At 57.5% G+C, this 18537-nt stretch carries 12 protein-coding genes; 6 read left to right on the top strand and 6 right to left on the bottom strand.

Annotated elements, in window-relative coordinates:
• Positions 1–239: 239 nt before the first annotated feature.
• The 3 genes from J2741_RS11900 to J2741_RS11890 all read right to left on the bottom strand — a co-directional run bounded on the left by J2741_RS11900 (position 240) and on the right by J2741_RS11890 (position 10106).
• The gene (locus tag J2741_RS11900; RefSeq protein ID WP_209675860.1) at positions 240–6161 is read right to left on the bottom strand and encodes a PKD domain-containing protein; all 5922 of its coding nucleotides are present in this window, start codon (positions 6159–6161) and stop codon (positions 240–242) included.
• 804 nt (positions 6162–6965) lie between these two features.
• Positions 6966–8660: a histidine kinase N-terminal 7TM domain-containing protein gene (locus J2741_RS11895; protein WP_209675850.1), complete on the bottom strand. Its 1695-nt coding sequence runs from the start codon at positions 8658–8660 to the stop codon at positions 6966–6968.
• Between the two features lie 177 nt (positions 8661–8837).
• Entirely contained in the window at positions 8838–10106 is a 1269-nt protein-coding gene (locus J2741_RS11890) for an ABC transporter substrate-binding protein (RefSeq protein ID WP_209675849.1), read from the bottom strand.
• A gap of 163 nt (positions 10107–10269) precedes the next feature.
• Between J2741_RS11890 and J2741_RS11885 the strand changes: the two genes are divergently transcribed.
• Positions 10270–11073, top strand: coding sequence for an ABC transporter substrate-binding protein (locus J2741_RS11885; protein WP_209675846.1), 804 nt, complete (start codon positions 10270–10272; stop codon positions 11071–11073).
• Positions 11074–11144: 71 nt separating this feature from the next.
• Here the strand turns inward: J2741_RS11885 and J2741_RS11880 are convergent, their stop codons facing one another.
• Positions 11145–11582, bottom strand: a complete 438-nt coding sequence (locus J2741_RS11880; protein ID WP_209675844.1) for a hypothetical protein — start codon at positions 11580–11582, stop codon at positions 11145–11147.
• Between the two features lie 277 nt (positions 11583–11859).
• Positions 11860–12891, bottom strand: coding sequence for a DUF1848 domain-containing protein (locus tag J2741_RS11875; protein ID WP_209675842.1), 1032 nt, complete (start codon positions 12889–12891; stop codon positions 11860–11862).
• Positions 12892–13112: 221 nt separating this feature from the next.
• Here J2741_RS11875 and J2741_RS11870 point away from each other — a divergent pair, with 221 nt between their 5' ends.
• A complete protein-coding gene (locus J2741_RS11870; RefSeq protein ID WP_209675841.1) occupies positions 13113–14360 on the top strand; it encodes an NERD domain-containing protein in 1248 nt (415 codons plus the stop codon).
• Here J2741_RS11870 and J2741_RS11865 read toward each other — a convergent pair.
• Positions 14344–15582, bottom strand: coding sequence for a tRNA sulfurtransferase (locus J2741_RS11865; protein WP_209675840.1), 1239 nt, complete (start codon positions 15580–15582; stop codon positions 14344–14346). The two genes, J2741_RS11870 and J2741_RS11865, sit on opposite strands and share 17 nt — an antisense overlap.
• A gap of 197 nt (positions 15583–15779) precedes the next feature.
• On the opposite strand from J2741_RS11865, the gene J2741_RS11860 reads away from it, so the two are divergent.
• The 4 genes from J2741_RS11860 (at position 15780) to J2741_RS11845 (ending at position 18356) form a co-directional block, all read left to right on the top strand.
• Positions 15780–16409 (top strand): DUF2150 family protein, encoded by a 630-nt coding sequence (locus tag J2741_RS11860; RefSeq protein ID WP_209675839.1) that lies wholly within the window; start codon positions 15780–15782, stop codon positions 16407–16409.
• The gene (locus tag J2741_RS11855; protein ID WP_209675838.1) at positions 16409–16861 is read left to right on the top strand and encodes a DUF5814 domain-containing protein; all 453 of its coding nucleotides are present in this window, start codon (positions 16409–16411) and stop codon (positions 16859–16861) included. Before J2741_RS11860 ends, J2741_RS11855 begins: the two co-directional genes overlap by 1 nt.
• A 135-nt stretch (positions 16862–16996) precedes the next feature.
• Positions 16997–17407 carry a DUF2703 domain-containing protein gene (locus J2741_RS11850; RefSeq protein WP_209675837.1) on the top strand — a complete coding sequence of 137 codons (411 nt, stop codon included), beginning with the start codon at positions 16997–16999 and terminating at the stop codon, positions 17405–17407.
• 130 nt (positions 17408–17537) lie between these two features.
• Positions 17538–18356, top strand: a complete 819-nt coding sequence (locus J2741_RS11845; protein ID WP_209675836.1) for an Fpg/Nei family DNA glycosylase — start codon at positions 17538–17540, stop codon at positions 18354–18356.
• Positions 18357–18537: the final 181 nt, after the last annotated feature.

The raw sequence follows: 18537 nt of genomic DNA, 5'->3' as shown, positions 1-18537 counted from the left end.
ATAACGCACCTATACCGCTCACCCGCCCCTTCCCTCCTTTTTCGCGCACCAGAGGACAATACAGGTCCATGATATGTCCAGGATCTGATACGTCGATAGATGCTGAGCGATTCCAGCCGGGAGTCCACTTATTTTAAATATCGCGTTGTGAGTTGCCACAGCAGCGGGCAAATCCTTCCCAAACGTCACGATAAGAGGATTTCAGCAAACCAAAAAAATGTAAAAATTGTCGAGACGAATCAGGCGGCCACCATATAGGGTCGCATCATCTCGTTATCCTCGTGATCGAGGATGTGGCAGTGCCACACATATCCTGGTCCCGTCGTGGGATCGAACGGATACGCATTGCCGTCCTGCTGGGCCCACCGAATCCTGATTATGGTCACTTCACCGGGGTTCATCTGGACGGTATCCTTCCATCCTGTCTCGCTCGGGAGAGGCCCACTCGGACTTCCCTGCAGGTAGGGCGTAAGGTTGGGGACGTTGATCGTGGGGTGGCTGAGCGGTGGCTCCCCGTTGAGCGCAATCCAGTCGGTCTGGTAGGCATCGACGTTGAACGCCTGTCGGCTCACCAGCTGGAACTGCACCAGGTGGAGGTGGATGGGGTGGGTATCCATGGTCGGATTCACTATCATCCACTCTTCAGTGGTTCCCTGTACGGGGAGTTCGGAGACCGGGGCCATCCACTTCTGGCCGTCAAGGAGGATCTCCAGCGGGTTGTCGCCCGGATCGACGACTTCCTGGAGGGTCAGGATCCTGGTATTGACCGGGGACGGCAGATTGGGGAACGACCCCGTCAGAGTGGGGTTCAGTTCCGCCGGCAATACCGGCATCCCGGGCCCTGCGTTCGCGGTGACCGTGAACTGGATTATCTGTCCGGTCGTGGTAGGGTCTACAGGGTCCCCGGACGGATAGGGGGTACGGGCGTTATTCGTGAGAACCACGGTGGTTCCCGGGGCCAGGTTCGAGAAATCTATCAGGATGTCGGCACGTTCGCCAGGGGCAATCGTGAGTTCGGAGAGTTCTGCCGCGGTCTTGAGGTACCCGCCGTCGCTCCCAATCTGGGTGAAGTTCATCCCGTTCGAAAGGGAGAGCGTATAGAACCTGGCATTCGAGCCGTCGAGGAGGCGGAACCTGTATGCCGCACGGTCCACGTTCATGTTCGGCCATACCTTGCCGTTGACCATGATGGTATCACCGAAGAACTCGGGGTTCCAGTAGGGGTGCACGTCGGGAACGTTCCCCTCCGATGGGAAGAATATGGAACCGTCCGTGAGGAATGTCCGGTCCTGGATTGCAAGGGGCACCTCGTATTTACCCTGGGGCAGGATCGCCCCGACGGGGTCCGCCTCGTCCCGCAGCAGGTAGAACCCGGCAAGACCGGACATTACGTTGATGCGGGTGATGCCGAGTGCATGGTCATGGTACCAGAGCGTAGTTGGCTGCTGGCTGTCGGGATAGACGTATACCGCGGAATTTAGATCCGTCGGTTCCTCGGTCCGGTAGTCCATTCCGTGAATGCCGGTCGAGGTAAACCATTGTTCCGGCCCCCCGTCAGATGTGGACTGGACCTCGGCACCATGAAGGTGGGTTACCAGCGGGACCGGGTACTGGGCCTGCTCGTATCCTGGCGGGTAGAGATTAAACGGCGGGAGCGGGTGTGCCATCTGATTCGGGTTTGCCCAGTGGATCGTAGGGTCGACGGCGAACAGATGCGGCTCGGTAATCTGGTTTTCCCATTTTACCGTTATTGGGGAACCCTTTTCTGCTTCAAATGTCGGCCCCGGGGAGTTGCTGATAAACCCAAGGGACTGGCCTGTCACCGCATCCTTCGTCTGCCCGCCGTATCCCCAGACCTCGGAGGCGGGGAGCGGAGAAGGCAGGATCTGCTGGGTAAAACTCGACATGGTCACATCATATTTTCCATCCTCGCCCGGGACATAGACCGGTGGTGGACCATCGATCTGGTTCACCCATTTGGGAATGCTGTGGGGGTCGAGTGGTTGGGGAGGGACCGGTGCCGGGTTGATGACCTCGATAACCCGCGAGGCCGTATCAGTCCTGTCCGCCCCGGTCACGGTGAGGCTCACGGTAAAGTTCCCCGGTGTATTGTAGGTATGGACCACGTTCTTCTCGGCCGGGTTGGTGACCTCCTGGAACTGCCCGTCGCCGAAAATCCAGAACCAGCGTTCAGGTTCGCCTATGGTGTTGTCCGTGAACCGTACGGTGAGCGGGACCGTCCCCCGTTCGGGCATGGCGGTAAAGTGCGCTGCAAGCGGGCTGGTAACGACGATGGTCTTCGAGGTCGCACTGGTGCCCGAGAGCCCGGTCACGGTGAGGGTAACGGTGTAATTCCCAGCCACGGGGTAGTTGTGGATCGGGTTCCTGCTCGTGGAGATCGTACCGTCACCGAACTGCCATGTCCACCTGATAGGCCGGTCCGTTGACATATCGATGAATGCAACCGAGAGCGGTGCGGTGTTATCGGGGTTGCTGGTGGTGTAGGTGAATGCCGCCTGCAACCCTTCCTGCACGTTTATGTACCTGTTCTTGGTCTCGGTGCTCAGCCCAGACGGGTTGGCTGCAATCAACTGGACGCTGTAGGTCCCGGCCTGGGTATAGACATGGACCGGGTTCTGCTCGGTGGACATTCCTCCGTCACCGAAGCTCCAGGTCCAGTTGGTCGGGTCACCGGTGGACTGGTCCAGGAACTGGACGGCGAGCGGGGACATCCCCGCGGTGGTGTTGGCGGTAAACGCCGCGACCGGCAGCGACCTGACAGTTATCAGACCGTATTTGGTGAGCGTGTCGGTTCCCGCCGGATTGAGGACGGTCAGGCTGACATTATACACACCTGCCTTTGTGTAGAGGTGATAGGGGTTCTGCTGTATGGAGAAGCTGCCGTCACCGAACTTCCAGGTCCACTTGGTCGGGTTGCCGTCCGAGGTATCGGTGAAGTGGACCAGGAGCGGTGCCGTGCCATCGGTGGGCGCCGCGGTGAAGTTGGCAATCGGCCGGGTCACCACGGTGATGTAGTCGTACTTTGTAAGGGTATCGGAGCCGCCCGCGTTGAACACGGTGAGTGTGACGTTGTAGACTCCCGGTGCGTTGTAGGTGTGGATCGGGTTCTGCTCGTAGATACCTGCGAGCGTGCCGTCGCCGAAGTCCCAGACCCAGACCGTGGGGCCGTTCAGCGAGTCATCCGTAAACTGTACCGTGAGCGGCACCGTTCCCAGCGTGGGGTTCCCGGTGAACGCCGCCACCGGCGGGGGCGGGGTGATGGTGAACCCGTTGGGCAGGGATCCCGATTTGCCGTCGGTGTTGGTCACGACCACGTTCCACAACCCGGTCATCGCACCGGACAGGTCGACCGTGCAATTGATCAGGTTCGCACTCTGTACGGTGACGCCCGAGGCGACGATATCGGGCTGCCCGGTCCGGGTCAGTTTCACCGTCGCTCCGGGCAGGAACCCGGTACCCTGAAGGCTGCCGATGTCCACCGAGCGGTCGTTCGGACCCTTGTTCGGGGAGATCGAAGTCACCGTGGGCGCGGGGTTCTGCACCGTGAACCCGTTCGGCAGCGTGCCGGACTGGCCGTCATCGTTCCTGACCACGACGTCCCACGGGCCGGTCATGGCACCGGCGAGGTTGAAGGTGCAGGTGATCTTGCCCCGGTGGACCACGGTCACGTTGGTTGCGGTGATATCGGACTGGTTTGTCTTTTCCAGGGTAACCGTCGCACCGTTCCGGAACGCGGTTCCCGCGAGGTCGGTGATGAACACCGGGCCGTTATTGATCCCGGTCGGCGGGGTGATCGAGGTCACCGTGGGCGCCGGATATACCACCAAAAATCCATCATTAAGGGTTCCCAGCTGATCGTCGTCGTTGGTCACCACCACGGTCCACGGCCCTACAACCGCGCCGGTAAGGTCGAGGTCGCAGGTGATCTGGCTGCCGCTGACCCGGGTCACGTTGGTCGCAACGATCGTCGGTTCACCGGCTTTGGTGAGGTTTACCGTAACCCCCGGCTCGAACCCGCTTCCGGCGAGGTCGGTGATGGACACGGTCTGGAAGGTTATGCCCTGATCAGGGGTGATCGAGGTGATCGAAGGTGCCTGCGGGTAGTAGACAATAAATCCGTCGGGCAGGGTCGCCGACTTGCCGTCGGTGTTCTCCACCACCACGTCCCATGGCCCGACCTTCGCTCCGGTCAGGTCGAAGAAGCAGATGATCTTGGTGCTGGTGACCACCAGGCCCTGGCCAACAATATCAGATTCGCCTGTTTTGGTCAGCTTCGCCGTGATCCCCGGCAGGAACCCGGTCCCTGACAGGTTGAGGATCGGCACCAGCCCGTCGTTTGTCCCGTACGCGGGGTCGATGCCCGTAACTGTGGGCGCCGGGTTGGTCACGTTGAACCCGTTCGGCAGAGTACCGGTCAGACCGTCGGGGTTCTCCACCGTCACGTCCCAGGACCCGGTCGCCACGCCGGTGATGTCAAAGGTACAGGTGATCGAGGTCGGGTCGACCACAGTCAGGCCGGTGGCCACGATATCGGGCTGCCCGGTCATGGAGAGTTTCGCGGTCGCTCCGGGTAAAAATCCGGTTCCCGCGAGATCGCTGATATACACCGGTGCGGTGTTCACTCCCTCGGACGGGGTGAGCATGGTGACCGTTGGCGCAGGGTTGGTGATATTGAACCCGTCGACCAGGGTGGCCGACTGGGCGTCGGTATTCTCCACGGTCACGTTCCAGAGACCGGCAGCCGCATTGGTGATATCGAGGGTGCAGGTAATGGTCGTCGAATTCACCACGGTCACGCCGGTGGCGACGATGTCCGGCTCTCCCGTGCGGGTGAGCGTAACGGTCGCTCCGGTCACGAACCCTGTCCCTTCAAGGTCGGTAACCACCACGGGCCCGGTGTTTACCCCGGTATCAGGTGTTATTGAAACGAGCGTCGGCGGAGGGTTGGTCACGGTAAAAGCCGCCGGTAGGGTTCCGGACTGGCCGTCGTTATTGGTAACCACCACGTCCCACGCGCCGGTCGCAACGCCTGTAAGGTCGAAGGTCGCATTCACCTGCGTGCCGCTCATCCGGATCACGTCCGTTCCCGGGATGTCAGGCTGCCCGGTCATGGTGAGGGTGACCGTGAGGTTGTTCTCAAAGCCCGTGCCGCTGATGTCCGGAATGACGATGGGACCGTCGTTCACGCCGGTCGACGGCGTGATCCCGGTCACTACCGGGGCCTGCGGATAATAGATAGTAAACGCACCCGGCAACGTGCCGTTCTGGCCGTCGGGATTGTCCACCACCACGTCCCAGACACCCACCGGCTGGCCGGTAAGGTCAAAGAAACACAGGATCTTATTCGGTTGCACGATCGGGCCGTTGATCGTCGCGATCGGCGTCTCCCCGGTCTTGACCAGCGTAACGGTCGCACCGGTCATGAAGTTCGCACCAGCAAGGTCGGTGATGCCTATCACGCCGTTGTTAATGCCACTCGAGGGAGTTATGCTGGTAATCACCGGCGGAGGATACGTGACCCTGAACGCGTTCGGCAGCGTCACGCTCTGGCCGTCGGCATTGGTCAGCACCAGGTCGTACAGGCCTTCATTCCGGCCGTTGAGGTCGAAGGTGCAGACGATATCGGTCGCATTGCCCGAAACCCCGGTCCCCACGATTGTCCCGTAGGTGACGTTCGTCAGGTTTACCGACGGCGAGAAGAAGTTCGCTCCCGATATGGAAGCTCCTACGCTGCCCGTGTTGATCCCCGACGCGGGAACTATCCCGTAGAGATAGGGCGGCGGGTTCACGATCGTAAACCCGTTCGGCAGTACCGCACGGGTTACATTCGTGGGGTCGTTCACCACCACGTCCCAGGGGCCGTACCTTTTCCCGGTAAGATCCATTACACAGGTGATCCTGGTAGGATCGGCCACGGTCACATACATACCCGGGATGTCCGGGTATCCGCTACGGTTCAGGAGTACCGTCGCATCCATCGGGAAGTCGGTACCGGAAAGATTCGTTATGAACACAGTCCCGTTGTTTAGCCCTGTCCCGGGAGTTATGCCGTTCAGGCTGAGCGCAGCCGATACCGGCACCCCTACCAGCACCAGGAGCAATAAAGGAACCGCGTACCTTACACATCTTGAATGGCTCATAGGTCACCTTAGTTGCAACTACATTTTTCTTTGGCGAGATCTCGAAAGAGCCGGTATTTCGGCTCCAATCCCCCCTGATAAATGTATCTATCGTTACGTCTCTTGATAGATATATAAATCTTTCTCATATTTTTAATAGATATCCGGGCTCTTTTTGACATTATACGCACTCAAGGCAACTGGATCCGAGTACCCTTAACGTACCTCATTCAATATTCATTATGGAGATTATCATAGAGTTGAATTTAAAAATTTTCGCTATATTTTTGTAATTTTTTCTAAGTTCATGACAGCTTAACCTTAAATTTTTTTGAAAAGAAGACAATTCTTACTAATAGTAAAAAATAAAATTATTTTGCTCGCCGAATTACGATGTACCCTTAAAATGTCATTCGTTTAACCCAGAAAAAATACGCGACCAAAATGCGTTCCGACACCATTTTCAGAGATATCCAGGAATTCCCGATCGCATGCGAATCCGAAGATATCTTAACTTTCAAACTAGCAAATTCGGATCCGAAAAAAGGAGACAACAATGCAGAGAATAAGGAAAATTCAGGAAAGCATGGTCCTCAATACGAAAATCTGTCGCAGATCCTCGGTTTCCGTAGGACCTGACTGTCCGGAGGGTCTTTTCCGGCGTCCCATGCCTCGGACTTCCTGTAGTAGGCATCCCTTACCGTGGGCGTAAAAACCTGCACCATCAGGTCCTTATTAATATCCCACAACCACCGTGTCCTCACTATAATTCCTCCCCGGTGGAGTGCCTTCGCATAGTTCACCAATCCGCGGTTGAGAATTTCCTTAATCCCGGGTTACCCGGAAACCCCCCCTTGGGACGCGGATCTCAAACCGGGCTCCGTTCCCGGTCATCCCGGTCTCTGAAATGGTGATACCCGTGAGGGCAAGGATCTCCCGCGTGAGGAACAGCCCGAGGCCGGTATTTTTCCCGTATGCCTTATCGAAGATCTTCTCTTTCTCACCGGACGGGATCCCGGTACCGTTATCCTCGTACATGATGAGATACTCTTCTCCGGAGAACGTTCCCGTTATCCTTATCCGGGATACAAATCCCCCGTGACGAAGCGAGTTATCGACCAGATTGTAAAAGACCCTTCCGAACATGGGGTCCGCAAACACAACGACCTCAGTGAGCGCAGGGTCGATGGCGACTATGGTGCGGCTTTGCGCCGGCAGGTCCGCGGCTATCGTGGATCTGACATTCTGCCACCGTGCGGAATGAAGACCGAGCGTCTGGTAGTCCCGGGTAAACTCGATCTGCCCCTGGAGGACGTCGGCGTAACGTTCCGCGTCTTCCAGGTAACGGTCGCTCCTTTCCGGAAGGCCACTTGTTCGTGCGAGCTCGATCGATCCGACGAGCGCCGTGAGGGTATTCAGGACATCGTGGCGGATTATCGAGGTGAGGAGCTGGAGTTTCTCGTTCGATCGCCTGAGTCCCAGTTCGGTAAGGTGGCGTACGTTGCTGTCGTGGAGCATCAGGATAGTCCCCGCAGGGAGATTGTCGGGATCGTGAAGAGGGATGTGCCGCAGATCATAATGATACGGCGCTCCGTCCAGGGAAAGGGTAATTGTCATGGAGTCCTGGGGAACTGATCCGTCCCCGGCCTGCGCACCCTCCGGCAGGACCCGCCCTGCGGGCTGCCCGATAAGGTGCTCCCGCTCTTTCCCAAGGATTCTGGCAGCCGCCGGGTTCGCCTCGACGATCAGACCCTGAATGTTGAGGATGATCACCCCGTCGGTCATCCGGTTGATGAGCGTCGGATATGCGACAGGGGTAAGCGTGAGGAACTGATAGCGGGACGTCGCAATATATACCCCGGCAGCAGTGACGACGAAAGCGAGAAGGCTGAGCGCTATTGCGAAGGAAGACCCCGGCAGGAAGATGAGGCTTAAGTGAATGAAGAACGGCAGAATGAAGGCTGCCATGATCGCGGTGATCTGGATCCGGTATATCGGCGGAGAATTGAAGAACCTGCTCACGACCAGGGTCACTCCGGCAATGATCAGAACGGATGAGTAGATTACCTGGAGCCAGAAGACGGGGCCCGGTGTGAACGAAAAAAATATCCTGTCGTCAATCACGACCGGGACCAGATTCGAGGCAAAGAAGGGATGGAACGGCGAGGTCAGTGCAGTTGCGAATATCAGGAGGGGGACTGCGCTCGTCAATGCCAGGATGCGGAGGGTGATCTTCTGGATCTCGCCGATATAAAGGAGAATGAAGAAGAACGAAAGGATCGGCAGGAAGAGACGGAATGGCAACTCGAAAACAATCAATGCCAGGCTCGCAGCGGGATCGGTTATACCCAGGGAGAGGGTAAGCAGGAACGAGTAGATGGATGCGCATGCCAGTATCACCACTGCAACACGGCCGACGATCGTGGAACGGAACCGCCAGGACAGGATTCCGGTGAAAACAAGGATGACCGTGGCAATGAGGCCGGCATATACCAGTGGAGTAAAAGAAAAAAATGACATGGAACCGTCGCCTGCGCACCTGCAGTGATAATTAACCGGTGGGAACGGCTTCGGAATAATGATTGTGCTTTCTTTGGCGTGTGATGATTTTGGGATTCGCCTGCATGAAGAGGGATGTCGCCGGGGTCATCGGTGTCCCGGGGACGGCCGGCCGGAAAAATTGTTCCGGCCTGCACCTCATTCCGGATACGCAACGATCTGTTCCCTGATATCCGACGGCCCCTTCATGATCTGGGCGATGTTTTTCCATTCCGACCCGGACACGCCTCTTGTCACCTCTACAATGTTATACGATGCAAGTTCCCGGTCACCTGCCGTGTTTACCGTGAGATCCCCGCTGGCACCGGTGTAGGTATCCAGGTGGTGGACCAGCGAACGGGCGAGCTGGTCCCTGTCCGCCCCCCCCGGGGTCTCTTCCCGGACCTCCATAACGACCCAGAGAGTATCATAGAGTGCGATTGCGCTGCCGTCCGGTTCGCGCCCCAGCCGGGCCGTTATCCGGGTGACAACGTCGCTATCCCTCTCCAGGATCGGGATGCCCCAGATCATCCCGGTCATGTTCACCGAAGAGGCGAACCGGGCGGCGGGAGAATTTCCGGTGAGCGAGGGATCAAGAGTGTTCCCGTCGCTCCCGAACCAGCGGACCATGGAGAGATTCGGGGTTTCCGCCGCCGCTCCCATGATATCGCCGATCTCGTTGAAGGTGACGGCATAGATCCCGACCCGGTCAGCCCCATACTCTGCCATCGCTTCGCCGGTGATCACGTCCAGAGAGGAGACCGCGGCCTGATAATCCGTTGTCGACGGGTCGTAGCGGACTCCGTCGAGAGCGGTCCCTCCTCGGGCGGAGAAGGCGGAGCCCGTCAGGTTAGAGAGGCTGTCACCCCATACATCTCCCCGCCAGACGGGTATAACCACATCCACGCCTTCAGAGTCGAGATATGCCGCCATAAATTCTCCCTGGGCCGTATCGTCGGAGATCATCCGGTAGATTGAATCGTCCGGGATAGCGAGAGAAGGTGCGGTGCTCCCGGATGAGATGGCAATCATCCGGTTCGCATCGGTATAGTTCTTTATCGCAGATACCTCGGCACTTCCGAGGTACCCGATCACGAAGCTCCTGTTGACCGCATGGACCTGACCGGCCAGGGAAAGTGCGGTGGACGGGTCAGACCCTGCATCGTGGATGACGACCTGCACTCTTGCAGGCGAACCGATCCCGGCATAATAGCGGTTGATATCGTCCTGTGCGGTAAGCAGGGCCGCCTGCGATGACTCCCCAAGCGATGATCCCACACCGGTGAGGTCGAGGATGGCATCGACCTGGACTATACCCGGCCCCGAAGTTGCGGCCGGGGCCCCGGTATCATCCGGTGCAGTACCCGTGCAGCCGCAAAGGAGGACGGCTGTCAAAAAAATACACCCGATAAGGACAGGATAACGCATACAGTGAACATTCATTGAGGGATGTTAATAGTTTTCGAATTTCTATCTGTGCGGCCGGGTGTGGCCGGTGGTATTCCCGTTCATTTGCACTACGCATAAAACAGGAAGGATGTCTGGTTCATGCTCCAAAACAAATATCTCCCCGATCGGCTACGGTAGGGATATGAAGAGGGCCTTCATTCTTCTCCTCGTCGCCCTTGCAGGGATCACCCTCCTTTCGGGGTGCGTGAACAGCCCGCAGGGCGAGCCTGCTCCGGTCGTGACACCGCTTCCGCCGGAGGAAAAGCCCCATTATAATATCGGGATCGACGCCGATTATCCACCTTTTACCTACCGCGACAGCACGGGAAATTTTTCGGGTTTTGATATCGATTCCGCCCGCTGGATTGCCGAACGCGAAGGATTTACCGTGGAGTTTGTCCAGATCCCGTGGGATACCATCATTCCCACCCTCCAGGACGGCCGGATTGATATGATCTACTCCGGAATGGCTATCACTCCCGAGCGTCAGAAGGAAGTCAATTTCACGATACCATATTACACCGTCAACACGAGCATGGCGGTCCGTTCAGGCTCCAATATCACCCTGCAGGATCTGTATGACGGCAGGATACGTGTAGGCACCCAGTCAGGGTCGGCGGATGTGACCTGGGTCGAGAGCACCCTGATACGGACCGGGAAGATGCCTGCCGCATACCTTGTCCTCTACCCGGATCTCGTCACTCTCACCGGGGGTCTCCTCGAGGGACAGATCGATGCATCGCTTGCCGATACGCCGTCACAGGAGAGACTGATCGCGGGAAAAGACCTGGTGATCGTGGGAGAGATCCCCACAGACGACCGGTACGCAGTTGCCGTCCGGAAGACCGATCCGAAGCTCCTGTCCACGATGAACGACGGGCTTCGCCGGCTGATGGCTGACCCTCACTGGCAGGTGCTTCTTAATAACTACGGGCTTTCACCATAGGGCCGGGCACCCTTCTTCTCCGGGAGTATGCGGAAAACAGGTCGTGCGGTAGTGGACCGTTCCCAGATCCTTCAGCCTGAAGGTTTTTTCTCCTTCAGGGTATCTTTTCGCACGATTTTCATCTCGCAGTTGCGGTCTCCCATGCACATGCTTCGCACGAACCGGAGGGTATAGCCGGGGTTGAGTGCCTCCGTGGTGGTGATTGCAAAGGCAAGGCACCTGGAGAACAGATGTGCAGGTTCCCGGGTCATCTCCGTGTCGCGGGTAAGGAACGGGCACCGTTTTACCATGACCACCGCCCGCTCTCCCTCGAAGTACACCTGTTCGTCCTTTACCTCGGGCCCGAAAAACAGGGAAAATACCGTCATCATGCTAGACGCGATCTCCCGCGAGTTCCCTGCAGGGAGGGACAAAGATCGGGCTACCTGGGCTGCTTCGGCTCCGAGGTGCACCCAGATGTCCTGTTCAAGTCTGTCGTAGTCTTTCCCGAGGGCGGGACGGAATGCCATGTCATACATCACCGGGAACGAAGACGCTATCCTGGCTGCAATCTGCCATTTTACTCTGTCAGGAATATCAGGAGCGGCCATTCCTCATCAAGTTCTTTTTCGCCCGCGGGGGTTAAAATATTAGGTATCGGTCAATGCCGGGAAATAACGCTTCCCTCTTCTGAAGGAAAAGAGCGATCGAACCGCCGCCGTGAGCTCCCGGGTCACCATTACGCGGGAGGCGAGGCTTCATTGCTTGGAACGGTTTGCGCATAACAGGAAGGGGGCCACGCCAGGCTTATTCGCGGGATCTGCCGAGAATGGATTCTGTGTCCTGACCCTGAGCCCGTATCCTCGTGATATTCCTGGCGACCGCTGACGGAGACGCATTGGCGTAGCAGTAGGTGCAGAGATGGGGACATGTGCTGTACTGGCCGATGTCCTTCGCGACAATACACCCGCAACTGCTTCGCTGCCCGGGATCCTTTAATGCTCGCAATCCCCTGATGAGACCTTTTTCGGTGACGGGTGCGCTCAAAAAATCCATGAGCGGAGAGTCATGAGGGAATTCGGATATGATCTGATGGTAATTTATACACGATCCACCGGCTATCCCGAACCTGGTACAGTCCCAGGGTTCTCCACAGGCGGAGATGGTAAAGTTCCATCTCTGGTTCAGTTCTGCGAGTCCCCTGCAGAGTGTCTCGATCTCGTCGGCCGCAGGTTCGCGGACATCTGCGAACCCTGCAGATGCAAGATTCCGCCGGACCCGCGGATATCGTGCGATATCGATGAAACTGATGATCATTCTCCCGGTCGCCCCGCGGAGTGCATCCCCAGCATCCCCAATCCGGACAAGAATCTCCTCGGCGTCGATCGAACGGGACAGGAGAATCGGGTCGTATCTCCATACCATTCGCCCCTTCCCTATCCGGTCTGCGAGCTCTGTGAAGGATGCGATCCGTTCTTCCATATCCGGTACGCCTGGTTCAAGCCGTTCCTTTTCGTAGTCGTTCAGGGTATACTGGAAAAGATAGGAGAAACCGCCCGCATCGAGGTCGGGAAGATATTCGAAGAACGGTGCGGGGTTTTTCGTCCAGAAAACGATGAGCCGGGTTTTTTGGAACGAAACGTACTCGGTCTTCCCGGAAAACGGGTTGACACGGGCCGCGTACCCTTTCCTGAGACGTTCCGCAAACCAGTTGCCGTAAAACGCAGGGATATCAGTAGATCGGCTTGCGGACACGATCACCGGGGCAACCGCATCGCGGGACAATATTCCCCCGGGGGCTTTTATCTTCACCCGCTCCCACCCTTTCCTCCAGGCCATCCAAATGAAATGTGAGGTTCGGAGCTATAGATAGATCGCGATGGTGACCTCCCCAGCGGCCCGCCCTGGGGGTTCTCCAGCCTGATGCCGCACCCCGGAGCGAATAAATAAGCCGGGGACGAGGACAATTTCCACGGGTGGAAATAATTAAATAAATATATCCAAATCCAACGCCAAACATAATAGATATCAGAAATCCCCGACGTAAAGGAGTCCGCGGAATGGGTGTCAGGTTTTTCAGGGGACAGCGAACACGCTTTGAACATGAGTTCCGGCAGCAGAAAGAGATCGCACGGGTGCTCCGGAAAGAATTCCCGCACGAGCAGGTCTACCTGATCACCAATGTCCTGGTCGCGAACGGCCAGATAGACTGCATTATTCTCACCAGAAACGGCCCTGTCGTCCTCGACCTCAAGGCGTTCAAAGGAGAGATACGTGGCAGAGAGAACGGGAAATGGGAGGTGAGCGCAAAGGATGGGGATATCCCCCTCCCGAACCTTTTTTCACAGGCCCGGATGCACCGCCAGGATTTTATCGACGTGATGATCCCGATCACCCGGAAATATTTCCCGCACATCGGGGAGCAGAACCTGCGGAAGATCGGCTCCTGGCTCTATTTTTGTAAAGGGAGCACGTATCCCGAGGGACAGATCGATTTCCGCCGGGTGAAATGGTTCCGTATCGTCACCGCGGAAGACCTCACCGAAAAACTCCGCTTCATAGACTCTGGATATACGTTCCGCCCCGAGGATATGGACGCCATCGTGCACGAACTCCGGCTCCAGGAATATTCCCTCTGGACCGACAGGCCCGTGGTCCCTCAGGCCGCAAAACCCGCCGCAAAGAGTAAACTTCCCGCAAAGAAATGGATCGCGCTGATCGTCCTGTTACTTGCCCTGGCAGTCCTCGTCGGGGTTGTTCTGGTCGTTCCCGGGCTCAAGGTGGCGGCGATAAACCTGTTGCAGGGTGTCCTCTCCATGACGGGAGGGGTCGTGCAGTCGATCTCCAAGGATGCCCTCAAGTCGAATTCCACCCCCTACGATTCCCAGCAGGCGATCGTGTACCTCAACGGGATCCGGGTCAACAACGCGATGGCCCCGGTCCCCTTCGAACAGGCTGCTTACGACCTTGCCATGGCAAGAGCACAAGATATGAACGGGTTCGGGTACCTCGGATACACAAACCCGGATACCGGGGAATCCGCGCCCGGGCTCCAGGAATTGTACGGTATATCCCCTCCCGACGAGGTGCGGGAGAGTGTCTACGGGCAGTGGAACGGGTACACCTACGGGATTGAGATCCAGGCGATCGATTCGTGGCTCTCGGACAAGGGGAACCATGAGCGGCTTATGGAACCGTATCAGGGCGCCGCCATCGCCTGCTCCGGGGGATACTGCTCATTCATCGGGGTATTACCCGGTGTTCCGGATGATCCCGGACCCGGCGGGAACATTACCCCTGCAGAGTAGATCCCTGTCCGTTCCCGTCTTCGGCGATCTCCCCGTTCCGGGCGGTGACCTGCCTGCACCGGGAGAGCGCCCCGGCCACCAGGTCGTCCATACCCAGCCGTTTCTCCAGGCGTTCCAGTTCATCCGAGGTGGTCTTTGTCGCGGGCATTCCCGGGACTGCCCTGCATCCCAGGTCGCCCTGCCGCTCCTGACGGAACGTGCCGATCTTCCTGGCCATGGTGATGGTGTCGTTCTTGTCATTCGCGATCAGCGGGCGGAGGACCGGCACCCTGCCGGCCGCACCGGAGATCGCCGCCATATTGGGAAGTGTCTGGGACGCCACCTGGCCGAGGTTGTCGCCGGTCACCAGGGCCAGAGCCCCTCGCTGCTCGGCGAGGAGGCTTCCCACGCGGAACATAAACCTCTTGCAGAGCACGCACCGGTAACGGGGAGGAACTTTATCCACCAGTTCCCGGTAAAAAAATTCCGCATCGCAGACGTTGAGGATAAACGGATAGCCCCGGCACCATCCCGAAAGAGTCGCATGATGGCGGAGCGCCATGGACAATACATCCGATCCCGCAAAGGCCCCTCCGTCGAAATGGAGGTGTTCCACTATGCATCCCCTTTTCATCATCAGCCACGATGCGACCGGGGAATCGATCCCCGACGAGAGAAGGGAGATGACCGGACCCTGGGTTCCCCAGGGCAGCCCTCCCGGCGCCGGGACAGGGTGATCGTAGACCAGCCCGCCAAACTCCCTGAGTTCCACGAATACCTCATAGTCCGGGGAATCGAGGTTCACGCGGAGACCACCGATGGCATCATAGATCCGGGACCCCGTGATCGCCCCCAGCTCCTGGCTCGTTATTCCCTCCACGCCCTGCCTCCGGGCCCGGACCGCGAAGGTCATTCCCGGAGAGAGCCGTTCTGCCGCGAGACCAAGGGCGGCTTTTGCAATCTCTTCCGGGTCGGGAGGGGTGAGTACAGCGACCGCCACCTCCACGACCCCGAAGACCCGGGAGAGCACCGCGGCAATCCTTCCGGGGTCCGGGCCATGGACCAGGATCCTTCCCCGGTGCACCTCGCAGGTATACACGAGCCCTTCCGATTCCATTGCGGCACCCATATTGCGAAGCAATGCTCCCGTGAACTGTCGTTTGACCGGTTCGCTCTTCAGGAACAGCTCACCATACCGGACGAGCACGACGCCGGGGAATTCCGGGGGATTTCCTCTACCCATTATAAGTAATGTTTTCATTCCTTTCCTGATAAGTCATCCCCGGTGTTCCTGACACCGTAATCCGGCGCTTTTGTGTGCCCGTGTATGGGATTATATAAAGCAGACAATTTCTCCAGTATATTAAATTTGTCAATCCACTCGTAATTCCGGGTAATCTCCTGATAATCTTTAAGATTCAAGAGATCATGTGTAACATAATGGCAAAGAAGAAGGCACCGAAGGAGACCGAACAGCCCCTGAAACTTTTCTATATCTTCTATAACCAGGAGCGGTGGGACAACTGGATCGCGACCCTTCGTGAATCGAGCTTCGAGGCCGCGGACGACAGCGAGGAGATGCCGGAAGGCTACCGGGTGCTCTACAACTTTTCCATGGACATCACCCTGGCGGTATTGAAGATCGTCAGACTCTACCAGAACCAGAGGTTCTCAAAGGAAGAGGCGCTGGAAAAACTGAACCAGGTCGAGGCAATCGTCATGAGCGAAGTCGCAGAGGACGAGCTGGAAGAGTACCTCGAATCGATCCAGCTCTCTATGCTGGTTCTCTTCGCCAGTTGCCGGAAGTTCCTCGAGGGGGAATATCCCACCGATATCAAGTCCCTGGTAAAAGAAGGGAAGAAAGCGATCGATGCCGACATGGAGAACGCGCTCGATATCGCAGCGAGCATCGGCGCGAACGTGATAAACGGTGCGTCATGTTGTGGTAAATACGTGAAAGACACGTTGGATCAGCCGACCCTGTTCGACGAATGGCTGATCGAGATCGAGAGCATGAGCGAGGCGATGGGCTCGCTGAAGAACTTCGACGAGGTCGCGGGAGAAGATTAGTGATCTCCGAGAAAGCCCGTTTCAGGTATGCGAGAAAACTGGAACGTGTGGCCGGGTTCCGGATCCCGGATCTCGCGTTCCACGGTGCCACGCTGGACGCGATATGCACCAGGCTGGATTTCGACCATCTCGATCACACGATGAGGGATCAGGTCCTCGCCTTCTTCAATGCATTTCTCCGCTGCAAGTGCAGGGAGAGCCCTCATTGCGGGTGTCCCGAGCGTAAATTCGCCAGGGAGATCATCGAACTCAGGGAGACCGGGCTCGACCACCGCCAGATCGCCTCCTACCTCCTCGAGGAGTACGGGATCGATATTTACCCGGCCGACCTCCTCAGTTTCCTGGAGGATTCCGTCCACGCGCTGGAGGCTATCCGGGACATCGCGGCACTCCGGAACCGGGAGGTCCTCCTCGCCAATGCGGAGGAGCACATCGCGCTCATCGAACGGTAAATCCCCTGGAAATTTCACGTTTTTTGACTGATTTTGAATTATCCGTAAAATAACAGCGAGATGCCGCACATCTTTTTTTTACCAGTTCGAAGGTCGGCGATCCCCTCAAATAGATCTTCTCCCAAGGTTGATCCGATGGGAAGATCGGAACTGGTGGTCACATGGGAGCACAGCACCGGTGCACCCCGGCCGTGCTACTGGGCGTACGATACCGCCAAGCCGTTCTCACTCCTGCTTGATGAGATCGGACCCCTCATGGCCCGGGATGGCATCTCAATTACACACGGGGAGAGCCTCGTCCCCGGAACCGGGAGAACCCGGATCCTGCTCAACGGTCTCGCGCTCGAAGACCTCCTTTCAGGGGTGGGGGCCGCACAGGACTATTGCCGGGCATCCCGGTGCATGGCGACCGGGGAAACCTACCGCCATGTAGTCCGGAAGGACGGCACCCCCTGCGAGGAGGCTCCCGAGATCTACTTCAGGAAGGCGATCCTTTTCGCCCTCGAGGAGCCGGAAAAGGTAAACGGCGGTCAGGAATATCTCTAAATGCAACTCCACACTACGGCCCGTCCAACAGTCGGAAATCCTCCGGCGCCATCCCGCAGCATACATGAATGCGTTGCATCGGAGGGGGATACGGACTGGGGAGTATCTCGGATCAGTTCGGGAGAATTTCATGCCAGAGCTGCCTGAAGTCGAATCGTTCAGGAAATATTTTGAGACCACATCACTGCACGATCCGATCGCCGGGGTCGAGGTGAGCAGTCCCTCGGTCCTCGGAGACATCACCCCGGAAGAACTCCGCCGGCGGCTTATCGGGATGGAATTCACCGAAGTCTCCCGAAGAGGCAAGTATCTCTTTGCCGCTACCGGGGACGATAATTCCGGACTGATTCTCCACTTCGGAATGACGGGGTTTCTTGCCTATTTTCTGGATATGGACGATGAACCGGGTCATGAAAGGGTGCTGATTACGTTCCTGAGCGGGTACCACCTCGCATTCGACGACCAGCGGAAATTCGGCAGGGTCTCATTTACAGAGGATGCGGAGGAATTTTTCCGGATGAAAAATGTCGGCCCGGATGCACTCGAACTCTCTCTGGAGCAATTCCTCGACCTGACGAAAAGACCTCGGCGACATATCAAGCCCCTGCTGATGGACCAGTCGTTCGTCTCCGGCGTGGGGAACATTTACTCCGACGAGATCCTCTACCAGGCAGGCATCCACCCTCTTACCACCACCGACATGCTTGATCGTAAAGAGAAGGAGAACCTCTACCGTACCCTGCACAGGGTCCTTGAAACAGCGGTGGAATGTGATGCCGATATCGACCGGTATCCGGATGACTGGCTCCTGAAACACCGGTCGTCCGGGGCAAAATGTCCGCGGGGGGACTGTACGGTCGAAAAAATACGGGTTTCCGGGAGATCAACGTATCTGTGCCCCTGCCGGCAGAAACGTGTCGGGGACTGGATGAAGTGCCGGAAATCATGAAAAAAAATCGAAGATTCCCGCTACGAACGGAATGGTCCCTCTTCGGCCCGGAAATTTTTAAAATCCTTACTTAAGCACGTTCGTTTCAGAAAAGCAGGGAGGGGGTACCTTCTGGCTCCCGGGACGATCCGGATGGCGGGTGTGGAACGCTACCCCCCCACAATCCGAACAAAGGGTGTGT

This window comes from Methanolinea mesophila, from assembly GCF_017873855.1.
GTDB classification, from domain to species: Archaea; Halobacteriota; Methanomicrobia; order Methanomicrobiales; family Methanospirillaceae; genus Methanolinea_B; species Methanolinea_B mesophila.
This window is presented reverse-complemented; position numbering and strand designations above follow the sequence as displayed.

Excerpts from the sequence above, each read along its gene's own strand:
- J2741_RS11890 (WP_209675849.1), bottom strand. The coding sequence starts at position 10,106 with ATGCGTTATCCTGTCCTTATCGGGTGTATTTTTTTGACAGCCGTCCTC.
- J2741_RS11875 (WP_209675842.1), bottom strand. The coding sequence starts at position 12,891 with ATGGCCTGGAGGAAAGGGTGGGAGCGGGTGAAGATAAAAGCCCCCGGG.
- J2741_RS11900 (WP_209675860.1), bottom strand. The coding sequence starts at position 6,161 with ATGAGCCATTCAAGATGTGTAAGGTACGCGGTTCCTTTATTGCTCCTG.
- J2741_RS11860 (WP_209675839.1), top strand. The coding sequence starts at position 15,780 with ATGGCAAAGAAGAAGGCACCGAAGGAGACCGAACAGCCCCTGAAACTT.
- J2741_RS11870 (WP_209675841.1), top strand. The coding sequence starts at position 13,113 with ATGGGTGTCAGGTTTTTCAGGGGACAGCGAACACGCTTTGAACATGAG.
- J2741_RS11845 (WP_209675836.1), top strand. The coding sequence starts at position 17,538 with ATGCCAGAGCTGCCTGAAGTCGAATCGTTCAGGAAATATTTTGAGACC.
- J2741_RS11865 (WP_209675840.1), bottom strand. The coding sequence starts at position 15,582 with ATGGGTAGAGGAAATCCCCCGGAATTCCCCGGCGTCGTGCTCGTCCGG.
- J2741_RS11850 (WP_209675837.1), top strand. The coding sequence starts at position 16,997 with ATGGGAAGATCGGAACTGGTGGTCACATGGGAGCACAGCACCGGTGCA.
- J2741_RS11885 (WP_209675846.1), top strand. The coding sequence starts at position 10,270 with ATGAAGAGGGCCTTCATTCTTCTCCTCGTCGCCCTTGCAGGGATCACC.
- J2741_RS11895 (WP_209675850.1), bottom strand. The coding sequence starts at position 8,660 with ATGTCATTTTTTTCTTTTACTCCACTGGTATATGCCGGCCTCATTGCC.
- J2741_RS11880 (WP_209675844.1), bottom strand. The coding sequence starts at position 11,582 with ATGGCATTCCGTCCCGCCCTCGGGAAAGACTACGACAGACTTGAACAG.